The organism is Micromonospora sp. WMMA1923 (assembly GCF_049179195.1).
GTDB lineage: Bacteria > Actinomycetota > Actinomycetes > Mycobacteriales > Micromonosporaceae > Micromonospora > Micromonospora yangpuensis.
This window is the reverse complement of record NZ_JBMHLZ010000001.1, coordinates 4505432-4526782: the sequence shown is the minus strand read 5'-3', so window position 1 is coordinate 4526782 and position 21351 is coordinate 4505432. Positions and strand designations below refer to the sequence as shown.

The following is a 21351-nucleotide window of genomic DNA, read 5'->3' as shown; positions in this document are numbered from 1 at the left end:
CGAAAGCGTTAACAGGGGGCCCTTCCTTACTGGGCGTGGGCGGCTATGTTGCGGGCCATGCCGGCGAAGACCAGGGCGTGGAACGGGGTCACGGCGGCCCAGTAGGCGTGGCCGGGCAGGCCGTGCGGGAGGAAGACGGCGCGCTGCACGTACCGGCTGCGACCCGGGCCGTCGGCCTCGACGCGCATCTCCAGCCAGGCCCGGCCGGGCAGCCGCATCTCCGCGCGCAGCCGGAGCAATTCGCCGGGGACGATCTCCTCGACCCGCCAGAAGTCCAGCGCCTCGCCGACCTGGAGCCGGTGCGGGTCGCGCCGGCCCCGGCGTAGCCCCACCCCGCCGACCAGCCGGTCCAGCCAGCCCCGGACCGACCAGGCAAGCGGGAACGAGTACCAGCCGTGCTCACCGCCGACCCCCTCGACCACCCGCCACAGGGCGGCCGGGGGCGCGTCGACTACCTGCTCGCGCAGGTCGGTGTAGACCGTGCCACCAGACCACTTCGGGTCGCTGGGCAGCGGTTCGGCCGGGGCGTCCGGCCCGCTCGCGGTCGACCAGCGGGTTTCCACCTCGGCGTCGCGGACCTTCGCCAGGGCCAGCCCGACCGCCTGGTCGAAGCCGGTCAACCCGCCGGGCGGGTCGGGGACGTACCGGGCGATGTCGTGTTCGTGTGCGACCGCCTCGTGGATCAGGCTCTCCACCAGCGGCCGGGCGATCGCGTTGGGCACCGGCGTGATGAGTCCCACCCAGTGCGAGGAGAGCGACGGGGTCAGCACCCGTACCGGCAGGATGATCCGGCGGCGCAGCCCGGCCACCGCCGCGTACCGCTGCATCATGTCCCGGAAGGTGAGCACGTCGGGCCCGCCGATGTCGAAGGCCCGGTTCACCTCCGGTGGCAGCTCGGCGCAGGCGGCGAGGTAGCTCAGCACGTCCCGGACCGCGATCGGCTGGATCCGGTTGCGGACCCAGCGGGGGGTGACCATGGCGGGCAACCGCTCGGTCAGGTACCGCAGCATCTCGAACGACGCCGACCCGGAACCGATGATCACCGCGGCCCGCAGGACCACCGTGGGCACCCCGCTGGCCAGCAGGATCCGCCCCACCTCCGCCCGGGAGCGCAGGTGCGGGGAGGTCGCCGCGACCCCCGTCGGCTCCGGCCCGCCCAGGTAGACGATCCGGCGTACGCCGGCCGCCCGGGCCGCCGTCGCGAAGTTCGTCGCGGCCTCGCGGTCGGCGTCCTCGAAACCGGCCTGCCCGAGCGAGTGCACCAGGTAGTAGGCGACGTCGACCTGGTCGAACGCCGCCGGCAGGGTCTCCGGCCGGCGCAGGTCGCCCTCGGTGACCTCCACCTGCTCGGCCCACGGTACGTCCCGCAGCCGGCCGGCCTTGCGGGCCAGGCAGCGAACGGTGTGCCCCTGCGCCAGCAACCGGGGCGCCAGCCGCCCGCCGATGTATCCGGTAGCTCCGGTGACCAGGCATCTCACGTTCTCCAGTGTGCCGCCGAATAGACTCTGGCGCTGTGGACTTCTCGACCGACGCGCCCCCGGCCGGTCAGCCGGGCGCGATCCGGGCCCGGCTGCCGTACCTGCGACTGACCCTGACCGCCTGCGCGGTGCTGGCGGTGGTCGCGGTCCCGCTGGCCGCGCTGCTGCGCGGGCCGACCAGCGCGGCGGGGGTGGCCGCCGGGGTCGGGCTGGTCGTCGCGAGCTACCTGATCTCCGGCCTCTCGGTGGCCTGGGCCGACGCGCTCAACCCGCGGCTGCTCATGCCGGTGGGGCTCGGCACCTACGGCATCAAGATCGTCATCCTGGGGGTGGGGATGTCGGCGGTGGCCGCCACCGGCTGGTCCGGGCTGCCGGACATGGGGGTGGCGATCATCGTGGCCGTGGTGGTCTGGACCGGAGCCCACCTGACCTGGGCGTTGCGGGCGCCACTGCCCTACACCCAGCCGCGCGGCGACTGACCGCGCGACCCGGCTTCCCGGTCGGCCCCGGACGGCCGGGAACGAACCGGTGACGCAACGAAGTTGTCGGATTTTCCTCCGGCCGGTCGGGCTGCCCTGGCGTGCCGGGCAGGAGTAGTCTTGGCCGCGGTTGAGCGCCTGTTGCATGGCCCGCACGCTTCGGCAGTGTGGGGGGTGCCGCACACTCCTAGGCGCTCCTGCTGATATCGTTCGCCTCGTCATGGGCGACGACCTTCATTCCAGAAAGTCCGATGAGCACTCGTCGGAAGGCGTGGCCGGTGCCGTGGTCGGTTACCTGCTCGCCGGGATTCTGTCGTGGGGGTTTCTCGGGTGGTTGGCGGAGCGCTTCCTCGGTCTGCCGTCCGGTCTCGGGGTCGCCGCCGGCATGATGCTCGGCGCAGCCGGAGCGATCTACCTGATCATGAAGAGGCTCAGTGCTTGAAATGCCGGCACGTGCGGGTCTGTCGAGTGCGGAGGAAGACACGGTGAGTGAGAAGCTGCTTGCAGCCGAGGGCCTACCCTGGCCGCCCAGTGTCGGGGACTTCTACCCGCCGGAGCTGGCCGGCCCCTGGGTGACCAAGTTCGGCATCATGGTCTGGCTGGCCGTGGCGCTGCTGATCATCTTCTTCATGGTCACCTACCGCAGCCCCAAGCTGGTCCCGACCAAGGGCCAGTGGATGGCCGAGTCGATCTACGGCCTGGTGCGCGACAACATCGCCCGGGAGCAGATGGGCAAGGAGGGCATCCGCTTCGCGCCCTACTTCACGGTGCTCTTCTGCTTCATCGCGTTGACCAACCTCTTCGGGGTCACCCCGCTGCTGCAGATCTCGCCGAACTCGCACATCGCCTTCCCGATCGTGCTCGCGGCGATCACCTACATCATGTACATCTACATCGGGGTCCGTAAGCACGGTCTGGGCCGCTACCTCAAGCAGAGCCTGATCATCCCGGGCGTGCCGTGGCCGATGCACTTCCTGCTGATCCCGATCGAGTTCCTGCAGACGTTCATCAACCGGCCGGTCACCCTGGCGGTGCGACTCTTCGCCAACATGTTCGCCGGCCACCTGATCCTGCTGGTCTTCACCGTCGGCGGTTTCGTGCTGCTGGCCTCGGACAACATCCTCGTTCAGGCGACCTCGGTGTTCGCCTTCCTGATGGCGATCGTGATGGCCTTCTTCGAGGTCCTGGTCTCCCTTCTGCAGGCGTACGTCTTCGTGACCCTGAGCGCCAACTACATCGGGTCGTCGCTGGCCGACGAGCACTGATCCGGCTCGGTGGGCCGTCCGGCCCGACCAAGCTTCTGGTACCGACCGCGTACGCGTGAGCCCTCACGCGTGAACTAGGAGGAATTCCCGCAATGGACGTTCTCGCCGCCATCAACGGTAACGTCAACACCATCGGCTACGGCCTCGCCGCTGTCGGCCCCGCGATCGGTGTGGCACTGATCTTCGTGGCGTACATCAACTCCAGCGCCCGTCAGCCGGAGTCCGCCGGTTACAACCGGACCTGGCTGGTCCTGGGCTTCGCCCTGGTCGAGGCGCTCGCGCTGTTCGGCCTGGTGCTCGCCTTCGCCGTCAGCTGACCGTCCGCCCTCAGACCGGGAGGTCCGACATGTTCATCGCCGCCGAAGGCGTGGAGCACCACCCGCTCGTGCCGATCTGGCAGGAGATCGTCATCGGGTCGATCTCCTTCGCTCTGCTCTGCTTCGTCCTGCTGAAGTTCGTCATGCCGCGCATGGAGTCGATGTACCAGGCGCGGGTCGACGCGATCGAGGGTGGCATCAAGCGCGCCGAGGCGGCTCAGGCCGAGGCGAACCAGCTGCTCGAGCAGTACCGCGCGCAGCTGGCCGAGGCGCGGACCGATGCCGCCCGGATCCGGGACGACGCCCGGGCCGACGCCGAGGGGATCCGCAAGGACGTCCTGGCCAAGGCACGGGAGGAGTCCGACCGCATCATCGCGGCCGGCAAGGAACAGCTGGTGGCCGAGCGCAGTGCCATCGTCAGCGAGCTGCGGGCCGAGGTCGGCACCCTCGCGGTGGACCTGGCCGGCAAGATCGTCGGTGAGTCGCTGGCCGACGAGGCGCGTCGCAAGGGCACCGTCGACCGGTTCCTCAACGGCCTCGAGAGCACGGGGGCCCGCTGATGCAGGCGGCCAGCCGGGAGTCGTACAAGCTCGCGGCCGAGCGGCTCGACGCCTACGTCCGGGGCGCCCAGCCCGCGGCCGTGGCCGACACCGCCAGCGACCTGCTCGCGGTGGCCGGGCTGCTGCGTCGGGAGCCCCGGCTGCGCCGGACGCTTGCCGACTCGGCCCGCTCCGGTGCGGACCGGTCGGCGCTGCTCGGTGACATGCTGCGGGGTCGGGTCGGCGAGTCCGCGCTCGACCTGCTCGGCACCCTGGTCTCCGGCCGTTGGTCGGTGCCGTCGGAGTTGCTCGACGGTGCCGAGCGGCTCGGGGTGGAGGCGCTGCTGGCCGGCGCCGAGGCCGCCGGGGACCTCAGCGAGGTCGAGGACGAGCTGTTCCGGTTCGGTCAACTGGTCGACGCGCAGCCGCAGCTGTCGAACCTGCTGACCGACCCGATCGCGCCGGTCGCCCAGCGCACCGAGCTGGTCCGGGACCTGCTCACCGGCAAGGCGCGGCCGGCCACGGTCGCCCTGGCCGAGGTGGCGCTCTCCGGGTTCGGTGGGCGGTCCCTGCACGGGGCGCTCACCCGGCTGGTGGAGCTCGCCGCCGATCGGCGTGACCGGCAGGTCGCGTACGTGACGGTGGCCGCCCCACTGGGTGACGAGGAGGAACGCCGACTGGGCACCCGCCTGTCGGAGATATACGGTCGGCAGGTCGACGTGAAGCAGATGATCGATCCGGCCGTGCTCGGCGGGGTCAGCGTCCAGGTCGGCCCGGACCTCTACGACGGCACCGTCCTGCGTCGCCTGAACGAGACCCGTAACGCGCTCACGAGGCGCTGACCGGCACTGCCGCACAGCGCCCTGAATGACAGACGCCATTCGGACCGGTCGGTACTAGGTATCCCGGGCCCCTGATACTTAAGGAAGCAGAGGATGGCCGAGCTGACCATCTCGACGGAGGAGATCCGCGGCGCCCTGGAGCGCTACGTCTCCTCCTACTCGCCCGACGTCTCCCGCGAGGAGGTCGGCACCGTCGCCGACACCGGTGACGGTATCGCCCACGTCGAGGGCCTGCCCTCGACCATGACCAACGAGCTCCTGGAGTTCGAGGACGGCACGCTCGGCGTGGCGCTGAACCTCGACGTCCGGGAGATCGGCGTCGTCGTTCTCGGTGACTCCGCCAAGCTCGAAGAGGGCCAGCGCGTCAAGCGCACCGGCCGGGTGCTCTCCGTACCCGTCGGTGACGCCTTCCTCGGCCGCGTGGTCAACGCGCTCGGCCAGTCGATCGACGGGCTCGGTGACATCGCCAACGAGGGCTTCCGCGAGCTGGAGCTGCAGGCCCCGAACGTGATGGCCCGGCAGTCCGTCGACGAGCCGCTGCAGACCGGTATCAAGGCGATCGACGCGATGACCCCGATCGGTCGGGGCCAGCGGCAGCTGATCATCGGTGACCGGAAGACCGGCAAGACCACGGTCGCCCTGGACACCATCCTCAACCAGCGGGACAACTGGCGCTCCGGCGACCCGAAGAAGCAGGTCCGCTGCATCTACGTGGCCATCGGGCAGAAGGCCTCCACGATCGCCTCGATCAAGGGCATCCTGGAGGAGGCGGGCGCGATGGAGTACACCACCATCGTCGCCTCCCCGGCGTCCGACCCGGCCGGCTTCAAGTACCTCGCCCCGTACACCGGCTCGTCCATCGGGCAGCACTGGATGTACGGCGGCAAGCACGTCCTGATCGTCTTCGACGACCTGAGCAAGCAGGCCGAGGCGTACCGGGCCGTGTCGCTGCTGCTGCGTCGTCCGCCGGGCCGTGAGGCGTACCCGGGTGACGTCTTCTACCTGCACTCCCGCCTGCTGGAGCGCTGCGCGAAGCTCTCCGACGAGCTGGGTGGCGGGTCGATGACCGGGCTGCCGATCATCGAGACGAAGGCCAACGACATCTCGGCCTTCATCCCGACCAACGTCATCTCGATCACCGACGGCCAGATCTTCCTGGAGACCGACCTGTTCAACCAGGGCGTCCGGCCGGCCATCAACGTCGGTACCTCGGTCTCCCGGGTCGGTGGCGCCGCCCAGATGAAGCCGATGAAGAAGGTCTCCGGTTCGCTGCGGCTGAACCTGGCCCAGTACCGCGAGCTGGAGGCGTTCGCCGCCTTCGCCTCCGACCTGGACAAGGCCTCCCGGGCCCAGCTGGAGCGCGGTTCGCGCCTGGTCGAGCTGCTCAAGCAGCCGAACTACTCGCCCTACCCGGTGCAGGAGCAGACCGTCTCGGTCTGGGCCGGCGTCGAGGGCAAGCTCGACGACATCCCGGTCGGCGAGGTCCGTCGCTTCGAGTCGGAGTTCCTGCAGTACCTCCGGCACAAGCACGAGGGTGCGCTTGCCGGGATCGCCGACAACACCTGGAACGACGACATCACCGGCACGCTGGAGACCGCGATCGGCGAGTTCAAGCAGCTCTTCCTCGGCCAGGCCGACGAGCGCCGGATCAACGAGGCCCCGGCCGCGCCGCTGGAGGGTGAGCAGGACCGCGAGACGGTCACCCGCTACAGCGGCCCGCCGGCCCAGAAGCAGTAGGGCCGGGAGATGGCCGCGCAGGTACGCGTTCTTCGTCAACGGATCCGGTCGGCGAAGGGGATGAAGAAGATCACCAAGGCGATGGAGCTCGTGGCGACGAGCCGGATCGCCAAGGCCCAGGCCCGGGTGGAGGCCTCCCTGCCGTACTCCCGGGCCATCACCGGCGTGCTCTCCGCGCTGGCGTCCAGTGCGCAGCTCGACCACCCGCTGCTCACCCCGCGGCCGAAGGTGCGCCGGGTCGGCGTGCTGCTGGTCACCGCGGACCGGGGGCTGGCCGGCGGGTACAGCTCCAACGCGATCCGGACCGCCGAGTCGCTGATGACCCGGCTGCGCGACGAGGGCAAGGAGCCGCTGCTCTACGTCATCGGACGCAAGGGGGTCGGGTTCTTCCGGTTCCGGGACCGGCCGATCGAGGCGAACTGGACCGGCTTCTCCGAGCAGCCGACCTTCAACGACGCCCGGACCGTGGGGGAGACGCTGATCAAGGCGTTCACCGCCGGTGCGGACGACCTCGACGGTGGGCCCGGCGAGGACGGGGTGCACGGCGTGGACGAGCTGCACATCGTCTACACCGAGTTCCACTCCCTGATGACCCAGACCCCGGTGGCCAGGATTCTGGGCCCGATGCAGATCGAGGAGCGGCCCCGGTCGGAGGCCGCACCGGGGCAGTTGCCGGACTACGACTTCGAGCCGGACGCCGAGGAGTTGCTCGACGCGCTGCTGCCGAAGTACATCAACACGCGGATCTACGCGGCGTTGCTGGAGTCGGCGGCGAGCGAGTCGGCGGCCCGGCGGCGGGCGATGAAGAGCGCCACCGACAACGCCGAAGAGATGATCGAGAAGTACACGCGTGAGATGAACTCGGCTCGCCAGGCCGGGATCACCCAGGAGATCAGCGAGATCGTCGGCGGCGCGAACGCGCTGGCCGCGTCGGGAAGTGAAGTGTGATGACTGTATCCGCAGTTGCTGGGGGACCAGCAGAGACCAGGACGGCCACCGGTCGCGTGGTCCGGGTCATCGGCCCGGTCGTCGACGCCGAGTTCCCGCGCGACGTCATGCCGCCCCTGTTCAACGCCCTGCACGTCGACGTGACCCTCTCCGGCGGAGAGAAGACCCTGACCCTGGAGGTCGCCCAGCACCTGGGTGACAACCTGGTCCGCGCCATCTCGATGCAGCCGACCGACGGCCTGGTCCGGGGTGCCGAGGTGCGCGACACCGGTTCGCCGATCACCGTGCCGGTGGGTGACACGGTCAAGGGCCACGTCTTCAACGCCATCGGCGAGTGCCTCAACCTCACCGAGGGTGAGACGCTCAGCCCGGACGACCACTGGGGCATCCACCGCAAGGCGCCGGCCTTCGCGGACCTGGAGCCGAAGACCGAGATGCTGGAGACCGGCATCAAGGTCATCGACCTGCTCGCCCCGTACGTCAAGGGCGGCAAGATCGGTCTGTTCGGCGGCGCGGGCGTGGGCAAGACGGTGCTCATCCAGGAGATGATCACCCGGGTGGCCCGGAACTTCGGTGGTACCTCGGTCTTCGCCGGGGTGGGGGAGCGGACCCGTGAGGGCAACGACCTCATCGCCGAGATGACCGAGTCCGGCGTCATCGACAAGACCGCGCTGGTCTACGGCCAGATGGACGAGCCGCCGGGCACCCGGCTGCGGGTCGCCCTCTCCGCGCTGACCATGGCGGAGTACTTCCGCGACGTCAAGAAGCAGGAGGTGCTGCTCTTCATCGACAACATCTTCCGCTTCACCCAGGCCGGTTCCGAGGTCTCCACCCTGCTCGGCCGGATGCCGAGCGCGGTGGGTTACCAGCCGACCCTGGCCGACGAGATGGGCGAGCTGCAGGAGCGGATCACCTCCGTGCGGGGCCAGGCCATCACCTCGCTGCAGGCGATCTACGTGCCGGCGGACGACTACACCGACCCGGCGCCGGCGACCACCTTCGCCCACCTGGACGCGACCACCAACCTGGAGCGGTCGATCTCCGACAAGGGCATCTACCCGGCGGTGGACCCGCTGGCGTCCTCGTCCCGGATCCTCGCCCCGGAGTTCGTCGGCCAGGAGCACTTCGAGGTGGCCACCGAGGTCAAGCGGATCCTGCAGAAGTACAAGGACCTGCAGGACATCATCGCCATCCTCGGTATCGAGGAGCTCTCCGAGGAAGACAAGATCACCGTGCAGCGCGCCCGGCGGATCGAGCGCTTCCTGTCGCAGAACACCTACGCCGCCGAGCAGTTCACCGGCGTACCGGGCTCGACGGTCTCGATCAAGGAGACCATCGAGGCCTTCAAGAAGATCAGCGAGGGGGAGTACGACCACTTCCCCGAGCAGGCCTTCTTCATGTGCGGCGGTCTGGAGGACCTGGAGCGCAAGGCGCAGGAGCTGATGAAGAGCTGACTCGGGCCCGTACCCGAGGGGGGCTGTTCCGGTTCTGTCACCGGAACGGCCCCCGTTCATCTTCAGCCCCTATCATCGCCGGGGTCGGGTTTCCCGACGGGACGTTTCGCGTCCCGCGAGGTACCGTCGACTCGCAACGCCCGTCGAAAGACGGGCGTTGACCCGTGCAACTGACACGATCCACGCAACGACACAGTGCCGACGCCTGTCCTCCCCACGGGCGTGGCGAAGGAGATGCTCGTGGCCAAGGGCGGCAAGCGCGGTGGCAAACGGTCCATCTGGACGGGAGTGCCCCGCTGGGCCCAGCTCTGCACGATCTTCGGCATCGCCCTGATGACGCTCAGCGGCACCACCCTGGTCGGGGCCGAGGCGCTGATGGCCCGCTACGAGGGTGCGGTCGGCAAGGGCGACCTCTTCGGCGACCAGGCGGCCGGTGCGCAGCGCAAGAGCGACATCAAGGGTCCGCTGAACATCCTGCTGGTCGGGATCGACCCGCGCGAGCCGGAGACGCCTCCGCTCGCCGACTCGATCATGGTGCTGCACATTCCGGCCGAGCTGGACCGGGCGTACCTCTTCTCGATGCCCCGCGACCTGTACGTGGAGATCCCGCGGTTCAGCAAGGCCGAGTACCCGGGTGGGCGGGGCAAGCTCAACGGCGCGATGTCGCACGGCAGCATGGTCCCCGGGCAGAACCCCAGCACCGAACGCGGCTTCGAACTGCTTGCCACCACCGTCCAGCAGGTCACCGGGATCAAGCGGTTCGACGCTGGCGCGATCATCAACTTCTCCGGCTTCCGCAAGATCGTGGACGCGATGGGCGGCGTCACGATGAAGATCGAGCGGCGGGTCACCTCCGAGCATCGCGAGCCGAACGGCAAGCACCGCAAGGGCAACCCGAACGGCCCCGGTTACATCGGTCCGCAGGCGGTGTACGAGAAGGGCACCCAGCACCTGGAGGGTTGGCAGGCGCTGGACTACGTCCGGCAGCGCTACCCGAAGAACGGGGTCCCGGACGGCGACTACGGCCGCCAGCGGCACCAGCAGCAGTTCGTCAAGGCGATGGCGAGCCAGGCGTTCAGCTCCGACGTGGCGACCAACCCCATCAAGCTGGACAAGGTGCTGCGGGCCGCGGGTCAGTCGCTGGTCTTCAACGGCCGGGGGCACACGGTGGCGGACTTCGCCTTCGCGCTCAAGGACGTCAGGCCCGACGCGATCAACATGATCAAACTGCCGGGGGAGAACATCGGCACCGGCAGCAACTACCAGGGCGAACGGTTGGTGCCGGAGGCGCAGGACTTCTTCCGGTCCCTGCAGAACGGGACGGTCGACGCGTTCCTGCTCGAACATCCCGATTTCCGTAACAAGTCGTAGCGACCTCGGCGTGGCTCCCACCACCCGCGTTCGGAGCCGGCCGGTAGCGCGACTAGACTTTTCCCATCCCGCCCGCCGCAGCAAGGAGACAGCGTGGCAAAGCAGCTTCAGGTCCGCCTCGTAGCCGTCGAGGAGAAGGTCTGGTCCGGCGAGGCCGAGATGCTCGTCGCCCGGACCACCGAGGGTGACCTCGGGGTGCTGCCGGGGCACGCGCCGCTGCTCGGCCAGCTCGCCGAGCCCGGCCAGGTCCGGATCAAGCTCGCCGGTGGTGAGCAGATCACCTACGACGTGGCCGGCGGGTTCCTCTCCGTGGACGAATCGGGCGTCACCGTACTGGCCGAGAGCGCCACCCCGGCCGCTGCCGCGCAGAGTCGCTGACCACGCCGCCGATGGAGGTCGTGGAGGGCATCGGCATCGGCGTCGCCGCGCTGCTCGGTGCGGTCCTCATCCTCTTCGGCCGGCGGGCGCTGGTCACCCGCAGCGGTGGGATCATCCGGCTGAGCGTCCGGGTCAACACCATGCTCGACGGCCGCGGCTGGTCGCCCGGTTTCGGGCGCTTCGCCGGCGACGAGCTTCGGTGGTACCGGATGTTCAGTCTCGCCGTGCGACCCAAGCGGGTGCTGGCCCGTAAGGACCTGATCGTCGAGCGACGACGACTGCCCGAGGGGCAGGAACGGCTCTCCATGCCCGCCGACTGGGTGATCCTGCGATGTGCCAGTCGTGACGCCCCGGTCGAGATCGCCATGGCGCGCTCCACGGTCACCGGTTTCCTCTCCTGGCTCGAGGCCGCCCCACCGGGGCCGGTCTCGTCGCGTTTCGCCTCCCAGGACTGGCCGGCCGCCTGAGCACCCCCCCGCCGTCGCCGGGGGGCGCGCAGTGAATCCGAGCGCCGCCGCGGGGGCGCTGAAGCGCCCCCGCGCGGTGGGCTCAGCGCTTACCGCCGGGCACCCATAGCACATCTCCCGCCGGATTTGCCGTCCTTGACAGGATGAAGAGCAGGTCGGCAAGGCGGTTGAGATACTTTGCCGGGAGGGTGGCGGTCCGGTCCGGGTCGTGCGCGACCAGGGCCCACGCCGCCCGCTCGGCCCGTCGGGCGATCGTCCGTGCCACGTGCAGCAGCGCCGCGCCAGCGGTGCCGCCGGGGAGGATGAAGGAGTCGAGCTTGCTCAGGCGTGCGTTGTACTCGTCGCACCACCCCTCGAGGCGCTCCACGTACTCCTCGGTCACCCGCAGCGGCGGGTACTTCGGCTCGGGCTCGACCGGGGTGGACAGGTCGGCGCCGACGTCGAACAGGTCGTTCTGGATGGCGCCCAGCACCGCCCGCAGTTCGTCGTCGAGCTGCCCCAGGGCGAGGGCCACGCCGATCGCGGCGTTGCACTCGTCGACATCCGCGTACGCGGTGATGCGTGGATCGGTCTTCGCTACCTGCTCGTTGTTGCTCAACCTGGTCATGCCGGCGTCGCCGGCCCTGGTGTAGATGCGCGTGAGGTGGACGGCCATGACGCACAGCCTACGGATTCCCGACCTGACCATCCCGACCCGGCCTGATCCGGCCACCGCCTGGCCGGCCGGGGTGGGCCCCGGTGACGCCGGTGACCCGGCGGTCAACGGCGTGGACGTGATCCGGGTGGACGGACAGGCCCGGCTCACCGGCACGGTGCACGTCGTCGGTGCGAAGAACTCGGCGCTCAAGCTGATGGCCGCCGCGTTGCTCGCGCCCGGACGCAGCATGATCACCAACGTTCCCCGGATCACCGACATCGCCATCATGGGTGAGGTGCTGCGCCGGCTCGGCTGCGAGGTCCGGTTCGACGCCGACGACCCGGTCGACCCGATGGTGGCGGGAGGCGGGGTCGCGCGGTCCCGCTCGGTAACCATCGAGGTGCCGGAGGAGCCGGGGGTGGAGGCCGACTACGACCTGGTACGCCGGCTGCGCGCGTCGATCTGCGTACTCGGGCCGCTGCTGGCCCGCCGGGGACACGTCCGGGTGGCCCACCCCGGCGGCGACGCGATCGGCTCCCGGGGGCTGGACATGCACATCGCCGGGTTGACCCGGATGGGCGCGGAGATCTCCGGCGAGCACGGCTTCGTCATCGCCTCCGCCCCGGACGGCCTGCGCGGGGCGGAGATCATGCTCGACTTCCCCAGCGTCGGGGCCACCGAGAACCTGGTCATGGCGGCGGTGCTGGCCGAGGGCAGCACCGTGATCGACAACGCCGCCCGGGAGCCGGAGATCGTGGACATCTGCTCGATGCTGATCCGGATGGGGGCCCGGATCTCCGGGGAGGGCACCTCGACCCTGCACATCGAGGGCGTACCCGGGTTGAAACCGGTCCGGCACGCCACGGTGGGCGACCGGATCGTGGCCGGCACCTGGGCCTTCGCCGCCGCGATGACCCGCGGCGACGTCACCGTGACCGGCGCGGACCCGGGCTTCCTGGAGGTCGCGCTGGACAAGCTGATCGCGGCCGGCGGCCTGGTGGAGACCCGACCGGACGCCTTCCGGGTACGGATGGACGACCGCCCCACCGCCGTGGACGTGGTCACCCTGCCGTACCCCGGGTTCGCCACCGACCTGCTGCCGATGGCGATCGGCCTGGCGGCGGTGAGCGACGGCGCGTCGTTGATCACCGAGAACATCTTCGACGGCCGGTTCATGTTCGCCAACGAGATGATGCGGCTCGGCGCGGACATCAAGACCGACGGCCACCACGCCGTGGTACGGGGCCGCGACCAGCTCTCCGGCGCGCCGGTGCGGGCCACCGACATCCGGGCCGGCGCCGGCCTGATCATCGCCGGGCTCTGCGCCCAGGGGGCCACCGAGGTCTCCCACGTCCACCACGTCGACCGGGGGTACCCGGACTTCGTGGCCGACCTGCGGGCGCTCGGGGTCGAGGTGACGCGGGGACGCACCGCCGAGGAACCCGCCCTGGAGATCTGACCGGTCCTGAACCGTCGTTCAGGCTCGCCGACCGGGGCCCGGACTCGCCGACTAGGGTGCAGGCAGACATCCACACAGGCGAGGGAGAAGCAGATGGCGGGTCGACTCGCGGTCGTCGGAGCCGGGCTGATGGGATCCGGGATCGCCCAGGTGGCGGCGCAGGCGGGCTGGCAGGTGACGTTGTGCGACCTGGACGACGCGGCCACCGGGCGGGGTGTCGAGGGCATCCGCAGGTCGCTCACGAAGTTCGCCGAGAAGGGCCGGATCGAGGCGGCCGAGGTCGAGGCGACGCTGGCCCGGATCACCCCGACCACCGACCTGGAGGCGGTCGCCGAGGCCGACATCGTGGTGGAGGCGGTCTTCGAGCGGCTGGAGATCAAGCACGAGGTCTTCCGCGCGCTGGACAAGCTCTGCCGGGCCGACGCGGTGCTGGCCACCAACACCTCCGCCATCCCGGTCACCCAGATCGCGGCGGTCACCGAGCGGCCGGAGGCGGTCGTCGGCACCCACTTCTTCTCCCCGGTGCCGATGATGCAGCTCTGCGAGCTGGTCCGGGGCTACAAGACCAGCGACGCGACCCTGGCCACCGTCCGCGAGTTCGCCGAGGGCATCGGCAAGACGGTGGTGGTGGTCAACCGGGACATCGCCGGTTTCGTCACCACCCGGCTGATCTCGGCGCTGGTCGTCGAGGCGGTCAAGCTTGTCGAGTCCGGCGTGGTCTCGGCCGAGGACCTGGACACCGCCTGCCGGCTGGGCTTCGGCCACGCCATGGGCCCGCTGGCCACCACCGACCTGACCGGCGTGGACGTGCTGCTGCACGCCTCGCAGAACATCTACGCCGACACCGCCGACGAGAAGTTCTTCCCGCCGGAGCTGCTCCAGCGGATGGCCACCGCCGGTGACCTGGGCCGCAAGACGGGCAAGGGCTTCTACACGTACTGACCCGGCTCAGCCGTCGCGTTTGGTGGTCCAGCGGAAGGTGGTCAGGCAGAGCACCAGTCCGATGACGCACCAGGCGGCCAGGACCAGGGCGACCCGACCCAGCTCGAACGAGCCGCCCGGCTCCTGGCCGCCGAAGCCGTCGGGCAGGAAGACCGAGCGCAGGCCCTGGCACATCCACTTCAGCGGGAAGAGCGCCGCCACCTGCTGCATCCAGCTCGGCAGCTCGGTGAAGACGAAGAACACCCCGGAGATGAACTGGAGCACCAGCGCGACCGGGGTGACCACCGCCGAGCCGCTGCGGGAGGTCCGGGCCAGCGACGAGATGGCGATACCGCAGAGGGTGCAGGCGGTGATGCCGAGCAGCGAGACCCAGCCGAAGGTCAGCCACTTCGCGGCGCTGCCCGGCAGCTCCAGGTCGAACAGGGCGACCGAGAAGGCCAGCAGCAGTACGGTCTCGGCCACCCCGATCGCCAACACCATGATCACCTTGCCGGCGAAGTACACCCACTTGGGCATCGGGGTGCCCCGGTAGCGCTTGAGCACCCCGCGGTCCCGTTCCACCGGGATCCAGATGCCGAGGTTCTGGAAGCTCGCGGTCATCAGCCCGGTCGCGATCATGCCGGTGATGAAGTACTGCGTGTAGCTGACCCCGGGAGCGATCTCGTCGTTGAAGATCGACGCGAAGATCAGGATCATGATGATCGGGAAGCCCATCGTGAACACGACGGACTCCCGGCTGCGCAGGAACTGGGTGATCTCCAGCCGGCCCTGCCGCAGGGCGAGGGCGACCGGGCTGGTCCGCCGGGGGCGGGTGGCGGTGGCCGGGGGTGCCGGCGTCGTCATGGCGCTCACGCGTGTCCGATCATGCGCAGGTAGATGTCCTCCAGGGTGGGCCGGGTGACGGTGAGGCCGGGGACCTCACCGCCGAAGCGCGCGGCCAGCTCGGCCACCAGCGCCGTCGGCGTCGCACTCTGCGTGCTCTGCGGCGTCCCGTCCGGGGTACGCCAGGAGACCGTGGCCAACGCCGCCTGCCGGTTGCCCAGCTCCCTCGGCGGGGCGACCTCGACCACCCGGCCCCGGGCGATCACCCCGACCCGGTCGGCGAGGAACTCGGCCTCGTCGAGATAGTGGGTGGTGAGCAGGATCGTGGTGCCCGCGGCGGCCAGGTCCCGGATCAGCTCCCAGAACTCACGCCGGGCCTCCGGGTCGAACCCGGTGGTCGGCTCGTCCAGGAAGAGCAGCTCCGGCCGGCCGATGATGCCCAACGCCACGTCCAGGCGCCGGCGCTGCCCACCGGAGAGGGTGTGCGTACGGGCCCGGAGCTTGGCGGTCAGTCCGACCCGCTCGACGACCTTGTCCGGGTCGTCCGCGTCGGGGTAGAAGCCGGCGAAGTGCCGGACCACCTCGCCGACTGTCAACTCGTCGAACTCGCCGGTGCCCTGCAGCACGATGCCCACCCGGTTGCGCCACTGCGGGGTGGGCTGGGCGGGATCGACGCCCAGCACCGACACCTCGCCACCGTCGCGTCGCCGGTAGCCCTCCAGGATCTCCACCGTGGTGGTCTTGCCCGCGCCGTTCGGGCCGAGCAGGGCGAACACCTCGCCGCGCCGGACGGCGAGGTCGACCCCCGCCACCGCGACGTTGTCGCCGTACGCCTTGCGCAGCCCCCGTACGGAGATCGCGAGCTCGTCATCCATGCCGTCAAGTGTGCGTCCTCCCCCCAACCTGCAAGGAAGGGCCCCCTGTTAACGCATTTTGTATAGCAGGGGCCCCTGCTTAACACACCGCATCCCGGGTCGCCCCCGCGCCGGGAAGCGCGCCGCCGTGGGGGCCGCGCTGTCGCGCGGAGCGCGTGCCGTCGCGGGGAAGCGCGCGGTCGCGCAGGGCGCGTGCCGTCCCGGGAACCGGGCCATCGTGGTGCTCGCCCCCACACCCGTCGTGGCGGCTGCGTGTGGTCCGCCGTCGGAGGCGGTGTGTGGTCCGGCGCCGCGTACGGGCGTGGTCGGCGGGTCAGCGGCTCTGGTAGGTCATGCAGTCGGCGCGGTCGTTGTCCGGGCCGACCCGGATGTTCGGCGCGTGACATTCCAGGTTGGCGTTGTGCTGGCAGTCGGCCCGCTGGCAGGCGCCGACCTGGGCCAGCACCGTCTCGGTGCCACCGCGCACGGGCAGCTCGACGAAGGTGTGGCAGTGGGCGTGGTCGCTGCTGCCGATGGTGATCGCGAAGGCGTGGCAGTCGTTCGTCTGGTTGTAGGCGCAGGAGCTGACGACGCATTCCTGCACCCGGGGCATTTCGATCGAGGCGGTCATGATGGGCTCCATCCAGTTGGCTGGTCCCATTCTAGGCTTTTGTCCCTTTCGGTTTCCCGGTATCCAGTCGGGCAACCCGTCAGCGGCCGGTCAGCTGATCACCGCGTACGGTCGTCGGCGAGCACCTCGGAGAGCGTGGCCGGAGTGAGTCCCCGTTCGGCCAGGCCGGCGAGGATGTGCGGTAGCGCCTCGTCGGTCATCGGTGCGTTCTCCTCGGTGACGTGCAGCACGACCACCGAGCCGGCGCGTACCTTGTCCAGGACCGCGCGGACGATCGGACGCCAGGCCGTCGCGAACGGGTCTCCACTGATCACGTCGCCGTCGACCACGGTGACGCCCAGTGGCGCCAGGGCGTCCAGCGCGGCCTTGTCGTGACAGAGGCCGGGAAAGCGGAAGTACCGGGTCTGCCGGCCACCGTACGGCGCGACGACCTCGAAGGTGCGGCCCGCGTCGGCGGTCAGCTCCCGGGCCGGCAGGTGCGGAAGCTGGTAACAGTCCCGCACGAACGCGTGGTGGCCGTACGTGTGGTTGGCCAACTCGAACCGGGGGTTGTCGGCCAGCCGCCGGGTCACCTTCGGGTACTGCTCGACCCACTTGCCGGTGAGGAAGAAGGTGGCCGGCACCTGCTCCCGTTCCAGCAGGTCAATGATCTTGATGTTGGCGTACGACTTCGCCGCGCCCGTACGCAACTGGTACCGCATCGCGTCGGTCATGTCGGCGTCGAAGGTGAGCGCGACCAGGTTGCCCGAGCGTGGCCCGTGGTCGACCACCGGCGGTCGGCTGCCCACCCGGGTCGCGCCCGGTGCCGCGGCGTCCCGGTCCGCAGCCGATGGTGTGGCGCCGGCGGTCGGTGGGCGGGCGGTGCCGGCCGGGCTGACCTGCCCGGTCGACGGTACGACGAAGTCGGCGTCCGCGGCCTTCCGGGTCGGGGACGCGCTGACGGCCAGCAGGGTGATGCCGGCCACGAGGGCGACGACCGCGCCGACGGAAAGGTGGGACTTCTTCACAGACACCGGGAGATGATGCCAGCGCGCCCACCTCCGGCGCTGCCCCGCTCCGCCCCCGGCGCTGCCCCGGGGTCAGCGGCCCGCGCCCCCGGCGCGGACCGCCCGCCGTTCGCGTCGACGGAGGGCGCGGCGACGGACGAACCAGAAGGCGAAGAACACCAGACCGACCAGGAACAACAGCACCAGTACGGGCAGCAGGATCGCGACCAGCGACACGAGCACGCTGGTGGCGTCCTCGGCGGTGCTCGCCACCGGCGCGCCGACCCCGGCGGTGGTCGCGTTGATCAGCGGCCGGGCGGCGGACTTGAGCAGGTGTACGCCGAGGGCGATGAGCACGCCGACGACGACCGGTACCCACTCGTTGCCGGCGAAGAACGACTCCGGATCGGCGACGGTGACCGTCTCGGAGCCGGCGCCGGCACCGAAGGCCAGCCCACCGGCGGTCGGCCGGACCACGGTCTGCACCACGTCGTTGACGTGGTCGACCACCGGCACCTTGTCGGCGACGAACTCCACGACCAGCAGGACCACGAGGATCGCCACGACCCAGCCGTTGCCGAGCCACTGCCAGCCGTTCGGCAGCTGGATCACGTCGGTGTAGCGGGCCAGCAGCCCCATCACGAGCAGGGGGATGTAGGCGTTGAGGCCCGCCGAGGCGGCGAGACCGGAGCCGGTCAGAACTTCGAGCACCGTCTCAGCATGGCACCGGCGCGCCAGTGCCGCTCGTCGGCGACCGGTCGGGACTGGGCTACCCTCCTCGGGTGCGGTTGGTGATTGCGAAGTGCTCGGTGGACTATGTCGGACGGCTCTCGGCTCACCTGCCGACGGCCACCCGGTTGTTGATGGTGAAGGCCGACGGGTCGGTGTCGATCCACGCCGACGACCGGGCCTACAAGCCGCTCAACTGGATGAGCCCGCCGTGCCGGCTGGAGGAGGCGCCCGGGGTCTGGCGGGTGGTGAACAAGGCCGGCGAGGAACTGCGGATCACCCTGGAGGAGATCTTCCAGGACACCTCGTACGAGTTGGGCGTCGATCCTGGGCTGCGCAAGGACGGTGTGGAGGCGCACCTGCAGGAGTTGCTCGCCGCCAACCCGGCAGCCCTCGGGGAGGGCTTCACGCTGGTACGTCGGGAGTACATGACCGCCATCGGGCCGGTCGACCTGCTGTGCCGGGACGCCGCCCAGGGCGCGGTCGCGGTCGAGGTGAAGCGGCGCGGCGAGATCGACGGGGTGGAGCAGCTCACCCGCTACCTCGAACTGATGAACCGCGATCCGCTACTGGCACCGGTCAGTGGCTTGTTCGTCGCCCAGGAGATCAAACCGCAGGCCCGGGTGCTCGCCGCCGACCGGGGTATCCGCTGCGTGGTGGTCGACTACGACCGGCTGCGAGGCATCGAGCGCGACGAGCTCACCCTGTTCTGAGCCGCCTCAGGTGTTTGGAAGGGCCCCCTGTACATCAGAAAGCGTTAACAGGGGGCCCTTCCTTGCGGGGCTAGGGGGTGCGGACGGCGATGAGGGACTTGGGTAGGCCGGCCACCCGCTCGACGAGCAGTCGGGAGTCGGGGAAGTAGTGCCGCATCTGGGAGCGGTCGAGCAGCTCGGTCCAGAGCACCTGACGGATGGCCGCCTCGTGGGTGCGGGTCTGCTTGTGCCCGAGGGGCCACCGCCGGGCCACCTCGGTACGCAGTCGAACCGGCAGGAACTGCATTCCGGGCGCAATCCAGTGTGGTTCGATAGGAAAATATCGGTATGGCGTCTGCACCCAGTACCGGTCGGCCAGCGAACGGACCGCGTCGGCGAAGCGTAATCGTCGTTCGTGCCCGCCCACGTGTTCGACGACCGAGTTGGAGAAGACCAGATCGTAGTGCCGGCCGGTGACGGCCGGTGGCAGGTCGCAGGCGTCGCCGTGCTCGACGTGCGCCCACGGGGGCACCTCGGCCGGCGGTCGCTCCAGGTTGACCACGTGCACCCGGGCGGGGCGGACGGTGGCGCGGGTCCAGGTGCCGAGTCGACCACCGAGATCCAGAACGGTCATCTCCGACAGATCAGGAAATGTTCGGGCCAGCCAGTCGAGCCGGCGGCGCCGTTGTCGGGCACCCGGGGACCGTTCGCTGTCGACGAGGTGAAAACGCAATCGATCCAGACCCATTTAACGCAAGGTACTGCCGCCCACACGGATAGGGAAGGACTATTCGAGGGTGCCCGGAAGATCGGCGGGTGTCACCTGCCGTACAGCGTTTTGGCGACCTTCACCAATCGGGCCACATCGGCCGAGTTGCGGTCGAACGTCATGGAGGGCAGCAGGGAGCGGGCCCGGCGTCTGGTGATCGACTTGCTCCGGGCGAACTCGCGGAGGCCGTCCTCGCCGTGGATCCGCCCGAAGCCGGAGTCACCCACCCCGCCGAAGGGCAACGTGGACATCCCGGCGAAGGTGAGCGCCGAGTTCACCGAGGCCATCCCGGAGCGCAGCCGCCGGGCGATGGCCACCGCGCGGCGCTTACCGAAGACCGCGCCACCCAGGCCGTACGGCAGGGCGTTGGCGCGGGCCACGGCCTCGTCGGCGTCGCGGACCCGGCTCACCGTCAGGGTCGGGCCGAAGGTCTCCTCGCGTACGGCGGCCGCGTCCTCCGGCACGTCGACCAGCACGGTCGGCCGGACGTACGGGGGCGTCACCGCGTCCGCGCCGCCGAGTACCGCCCGGCCGCCCCGGGCCAGCGCGTCGTCGATGTGGCGGCGGATCACGTCGAGCTGCCCCGGCATGGTGATCGGGCCGAGGTCGGCGTCGTGCGGCCCGACGGTCAACCGGCCGGCCCGTTCGACGAGCCGGTCGAGGAACGCGTCGAAGACCGGCTCGACGACGTACACCCGCTCGATGCCGATGCAGCTCTGGCCGGCGTTGGTGAGTCCACCCCAGACGCAGGCCTCGGCGGCGGCGTCCAGGTCGGCGTCGGTGTCGACGATCATCGCGTCCTTGCCGCCGGCCTCCAGCAGCACCGGGGTCAGCGACTCGGCGCAGGCGGCCATCACCTTCCGGGCGGTGGCCGGCGAGCCGGTGAAGGCGACCTTGTCGACCCCGGACCGGCAGAGCTGCGCGCCGACCTCGCCCAGGCCGTGCAGCGCGGTGAGGACCGGCTGTTCCGGCACCACCTCGGCGAGGCTGTCCACCAGCCACTGACCGACCGTCGGGGTGTACTCGCTCGGTTTGAGCACCACCGCGTTGCCGGCGGCCATCGCGTACGCGGCCGAGCCGACCGGGGTGAGGACCGGATAGTTCCACGGGCCGATCACGCCCACCACGCCGTACGGCTGGTACTCCAGGTGGCCGGTGAACTCGGCGAGGATCAGCCGGGACCGCACCCGGCGCGGACCCAGCACCCGACGGGCGTTGCGGGCGGCCCAGTCGATGTGCTCGATCGCGGTGAGGATCTCGACGACGGCGTCGGCGACCGGCTTGCCGCCCTCGGTGTGGATCAGCTCCGCGAGCTCCTCGATCCGCTGGGCCAGCAGCGCCCGCCAACGCAGCAGCCGTTCCCGACGCCCGGTGCAGCCGAGTCCGGTCCACCACTGCCCGGCCGTTCGGGCGGCCTCGACCGCGTCCCGTACGTCGGCGGGGGTGGCGACCGGGAAGCGCCCGACCTCGACGCCGGTCGCCGGGCTCGTCGACACCAGCCGCCCGTCCTCGATCCTCGGAAGCCCCGGAACACGCACAGCCGTCATGGCCGGAA

Annotated in this window: 24 protein-coding genes; 15 read left to right on the top strand and 9 right to left on the bottom strand. The window is 70.3% G+C overall.

Annotated elements, in window-relative coordinates:
- Window positions 1-26 precede the first annotated feature (26 nt).
- The gene (locus ACN28G_RS20480) at window positions 27-1478 is read right to left on the bottom strand and encodes an SDR family oxidoreductase (RefSeq protein ID WP_091443007.1); all 1452 of its coding nucleotides are present in this window, start codon (window positions 1476-1478) and stop codon (window positions 27-29) included.
- A gap of 35 nt (window positions 1479-1513) precedes the next feature.
- Here ACN28G_RS20480 and ACN28G_RS20475 point away from each other — a divergent pair, with 35 nt between their 5' ends.
- From ACN28G_RS20475 to ACN28G_RS20420, 12 genes are all read left to right on the top strand, one after another.
- Window positions 1514-1957 (top strand): hypothetical protein, encoded by a 444-nt coding sequence (locus ACN28G_RS20475; RefSeq protein WP_421480141.1) that lies wholly within the window; start codon window positions 1514-1516, stop codon window positions 1955-1957.
- Window positions 1958-2177: 220 nt separating this feature from the next.
- The gene (locus ACN28G_RS20470; protein WP_091442999.1) at window positions 2178-2399 is read left to right on the top strand and encodes a hypothetical protein; all 222 of its coding nucleotides are present in this window, start codon (window positions 2178-2180) and stop codon (window positions 2397-2399) included.
- Window position 2400: 1 nt separating this feature from the next.
- Window positions 2401-3222 carry a F0F1 ATP synthase subunit A gene (gene atpB / locus ACN28G_RS20465; protein ID WP_091442996.1) on the top strand — a complete coding sequence of 274 codons (822 nt, stop codon included), beginning with the start codon at window positions 2401-2403 and terminating at the stop codon, window positions 3220-3222.
- Between the two features lie 92 nt (window positions 3223-3314).
- The gene (gene atpE, locus ACN28G_RS20460) at window positions 3315-3539 is read left to right on the top strand and encodes an ATP synthase F0 subunit C (RefSeq protein ID WP_067362325.1); all 225 of its coding nucleotides are present in this window, start codon (window positions 3315-3317) and stop codon (window positions 3537-3539) included.
- A 29-nt stretch (window positions 3540-3568) separates the two neighbouring features.
- Window positions 3569-4099 carry a F0F1 ATP synthase subunit B gene (locus ACN28G_RS20455; RefSeq protein ID WP_091442993.1) on the top strand — a complete coding sequence of 177 codons (531 nt, stop codon included), beginning with the start codon at window positions 3569-3571 and terminating at the stop codon, window positions 4097-4099.
- Complete coding sequence (locus ACN28G_RS20450) at window positions 4099-4920, top strand: F0F1 ATP synthase subunit delta (protein WP_421480140.1); 822 nt, start codon at window positions 4099-4101, stop codon at window positions 4918-4920. Before ACN28G_RS20455 ends, ACN28G_RS20450 begins: the two co-directional genes overlap by 1 nt.
- Window positions 4921-5013: 93 nt before the next feature.
- A complete protein-coding gene (gene atpA / locus ACN28G_RS20445) occupies window positions 5014-6657 on the top strand; it encodes a F0F1 ATP synthase subunit alpha (protein WP_091442986.1) in 1644 nt (547 codons plus the stop codon).
- A 9-nt stretch (window positions 6658-6666) separates the two neighbouring features.
- Window positions 6667-7605 carry a F0F1 ATP synthase subunit gamma gene (locus ACN28G_RS20440; protein WP_091442983.1) on the top strand — a complete coding sequence of 313 codons (939 nt, stop codon included), beginning with the start codon at window positions 6667-6669 and terminating at the stop codon, window positions 7603-7605.
- Complete coding sequence (atpD, locus tag ACN28G_RS20435) at window positions 7605-9059, top strand: F0F1 ATP synthase subunit beta (RefSeq protein ID WP_091442980.1); 1455 nt, start codon at window positions 7605-7607, stop codon at window positions 9057-9059. The genes ACN28G_RS20440 and atpD overlap by 1 nt, the downstream gene beginning before the upstream one ends.
- A 234-nt stretch (window positions 9060-9293) precedes the next feature.
- Window positions 9294-10430 carry an LCP family protein gene (locus tag ACN28G_RS20430; RefSeq protein WP_091447210.1) on the top strand — a complete coding sequence of 379 codons (1137 nt, stop codon included), beginning with the start codon at window positions 9294-9296 and terminating at the stop codon, window positions 10428-10430.
- Between the two features lie 93 nt (window positions 10431-10523).
- The gene (locus tag ACN28G_RS20425) at window positions 10524-10808 is read left to right on the top strand and encodes a F0F1 ATP synthase subunit epsilon (RefSeq protein WP_091442977.1); all 285 of its coding nucleotides are present in this window, start codon (window positions 10524-10526) and stop codon (window positions 10806-10808) included.
- An 11-nt stretch (window positions 10809-10819) separates the two neighbouring features.
- Window positions 10820-11275 (top strand): DUF2550 domain-containing protein, encoded by a 456-nt coding sequence (locus ACN28G_RS20420; RefSeq protein ID WP_091442974.1) that lies wholly within the window; start codon window positions 10820-10822, stop codon window positions 11273-11275.
- 82 nt (window positions 11276-11357) lie between these two features.
- Here the strand turns inward: ACN28G_RS20420 and ACN28G_RS20415 are convergent, their stop codons facing one another.
- The gene (locus ACN28G_RS20415; RefSeq protein WP_091442971.1) at window positions 11358-11930 is read right to left on the bottom strand and encodes a cob(I)yrinic acid a,c-diamide adenosyltransferase; all 573 of its coding nucleotides are present in this window, start codon (window positions 11928-11930) and stop codon (window positions 11358-11360) included.
- Between ACN28G_RS20415 and murA the strand changes: the two genes are divergently transcribed.
- Entirely contained in the window at window positions 11929-13371 is a 1443-nt protein-coding gene (gene murA / locus ACN28G_RS20410; protein ID WP_091442968.1) for a UDP-N-acetylglucosamine 1-carboxyvinyltransferase, read from the top strand. The two genes, ACN28G_RS20415 and murA, sit on opposite strands and share 2 nt — an antisense overlap.
- 93 nt (window positions 13372-13464) lie before the next feature.
- Entirely contained in the window at window positions 13465-14313 is an 849-nt protein-coding gene (locus tag ACN28G_RS20405; RefSeq protein ID WP_421480139.1) for a 3-hydroxyacyl-CoA dehydrogenase family protein, read from the top strand.
- A gap of 6 nt (window positions 14314-14319) precedes the next feature.
- Here ACN28G_RS20405 and ACN28G_RS20400 read toward each other — a convergent pair whose 3' ends face one another.
- From ACN28G_RS20400 to ACN28G_RS20380, 5 genes are all read right to left on the bottom strand, one after another.
- A complete protein-coding gene (locus tag ACN28G_RS20400; protein ID WP_091442962.1) occupies window positions 14320-15156 on the bottom strand; it encodes an ABC transporter permease in 837 nt (278 codons plus the stop codon).
- A gap of 5 nt (window positions 15157-15161) precedes the next feature.
- Window positions 15162-16010 carry an ABC transporter ATP-binding protein gene (locus tag ACN28G_RS20395; protein WP_421480138.1) on the bottom strand — a complete coding sequence of 283 codons (849 nt, stop codon included), beginning with the start codon at window positions 16008-16010 and terminating at the stop codon, window positions 15162-15164.
- A 313-nt stretch (window positions 16011-16323) separates the two neighbouring features.
- The gene (locus ACN28G_RS20390) at window positions 16324-16620 is read right to left on the bottom strand and encodes a DUF1540 domain-containing protein (protein WP_421480137.1); all 297 of its coding nucleotides are present in this window, start codon (window positions 16618-16620) and stop codon (window positions 16324-16326) included.
- Window positions 16621-16718: 98 nt separating this feature from the next.
- Window positions 16719-17633, bottom strand: coding sequence for a polysaccharide deacetylase family protein (locus ACN28G_RS20385; protein ID WP_421480136.1), 915 nt, complete (start codon window positions 17631-17633; stop codon window positions 16719-16721).
- A 66-nt stretch (window positions 17634-17699) separates the two neighbouring features.
- Entirely contained in the window at window positions 17700-18317 is a 618-nt protein-coding gene (locus ACN28G_RS20380) for a DUF4126 domain-containing protein (protein WP_421480135.1), read from the bottom strand.
- 71 nt (window positions 18318-18388) lie between these two features.
- Between ACN28G_RS20380 and nucS the strand changes: the two genes are divergently transcribed.
- A complete protein-coding gene (gene nucS, locus ACN28G_RS20375; protein ID WP_091447204.1) occupies window positions 18389-19048 on the top strand; it encodes an endonuclease NucS in 660 nt (219 codons plus the stop codon).
- A gap of 70 nt (window positions 19049-19118) precedes the next feature.
- On the opposite strand, the gene ACN28G_RS20370 is transcribed toward nucS, so the two are convergent.
- Both ACN28G_RS20370 and ACN28G_RS20365 read right to left on the bottom strand, forming a co-directional pair.
- Window positions 19119-19775, bottom strand: a complete 657-nt coding sequence (locus tag ACN28G_RS20370) for an SAM-dependent methyltransferase (protein WP_091442948.1) — start codon at window positions 19773-19775, stop codon at window positions 19119-19121.
- Between the two features lie 71 nt (window positions 19776-19846).
- Window positions 19847-21343 (bottom strand): aldehyde dehydrogenase family protein, encoded by a 1497-nt coding sequence (locus ACN28G_RS20365; RefSeq protein ID WP_091442945.1) that lies wholly within the window; start codon window positions 21341-21343, stop codon window positions 19847-19849.
- Between the last annotated feature and the right edge of the window lie 8 nt (window positions 21344-21351).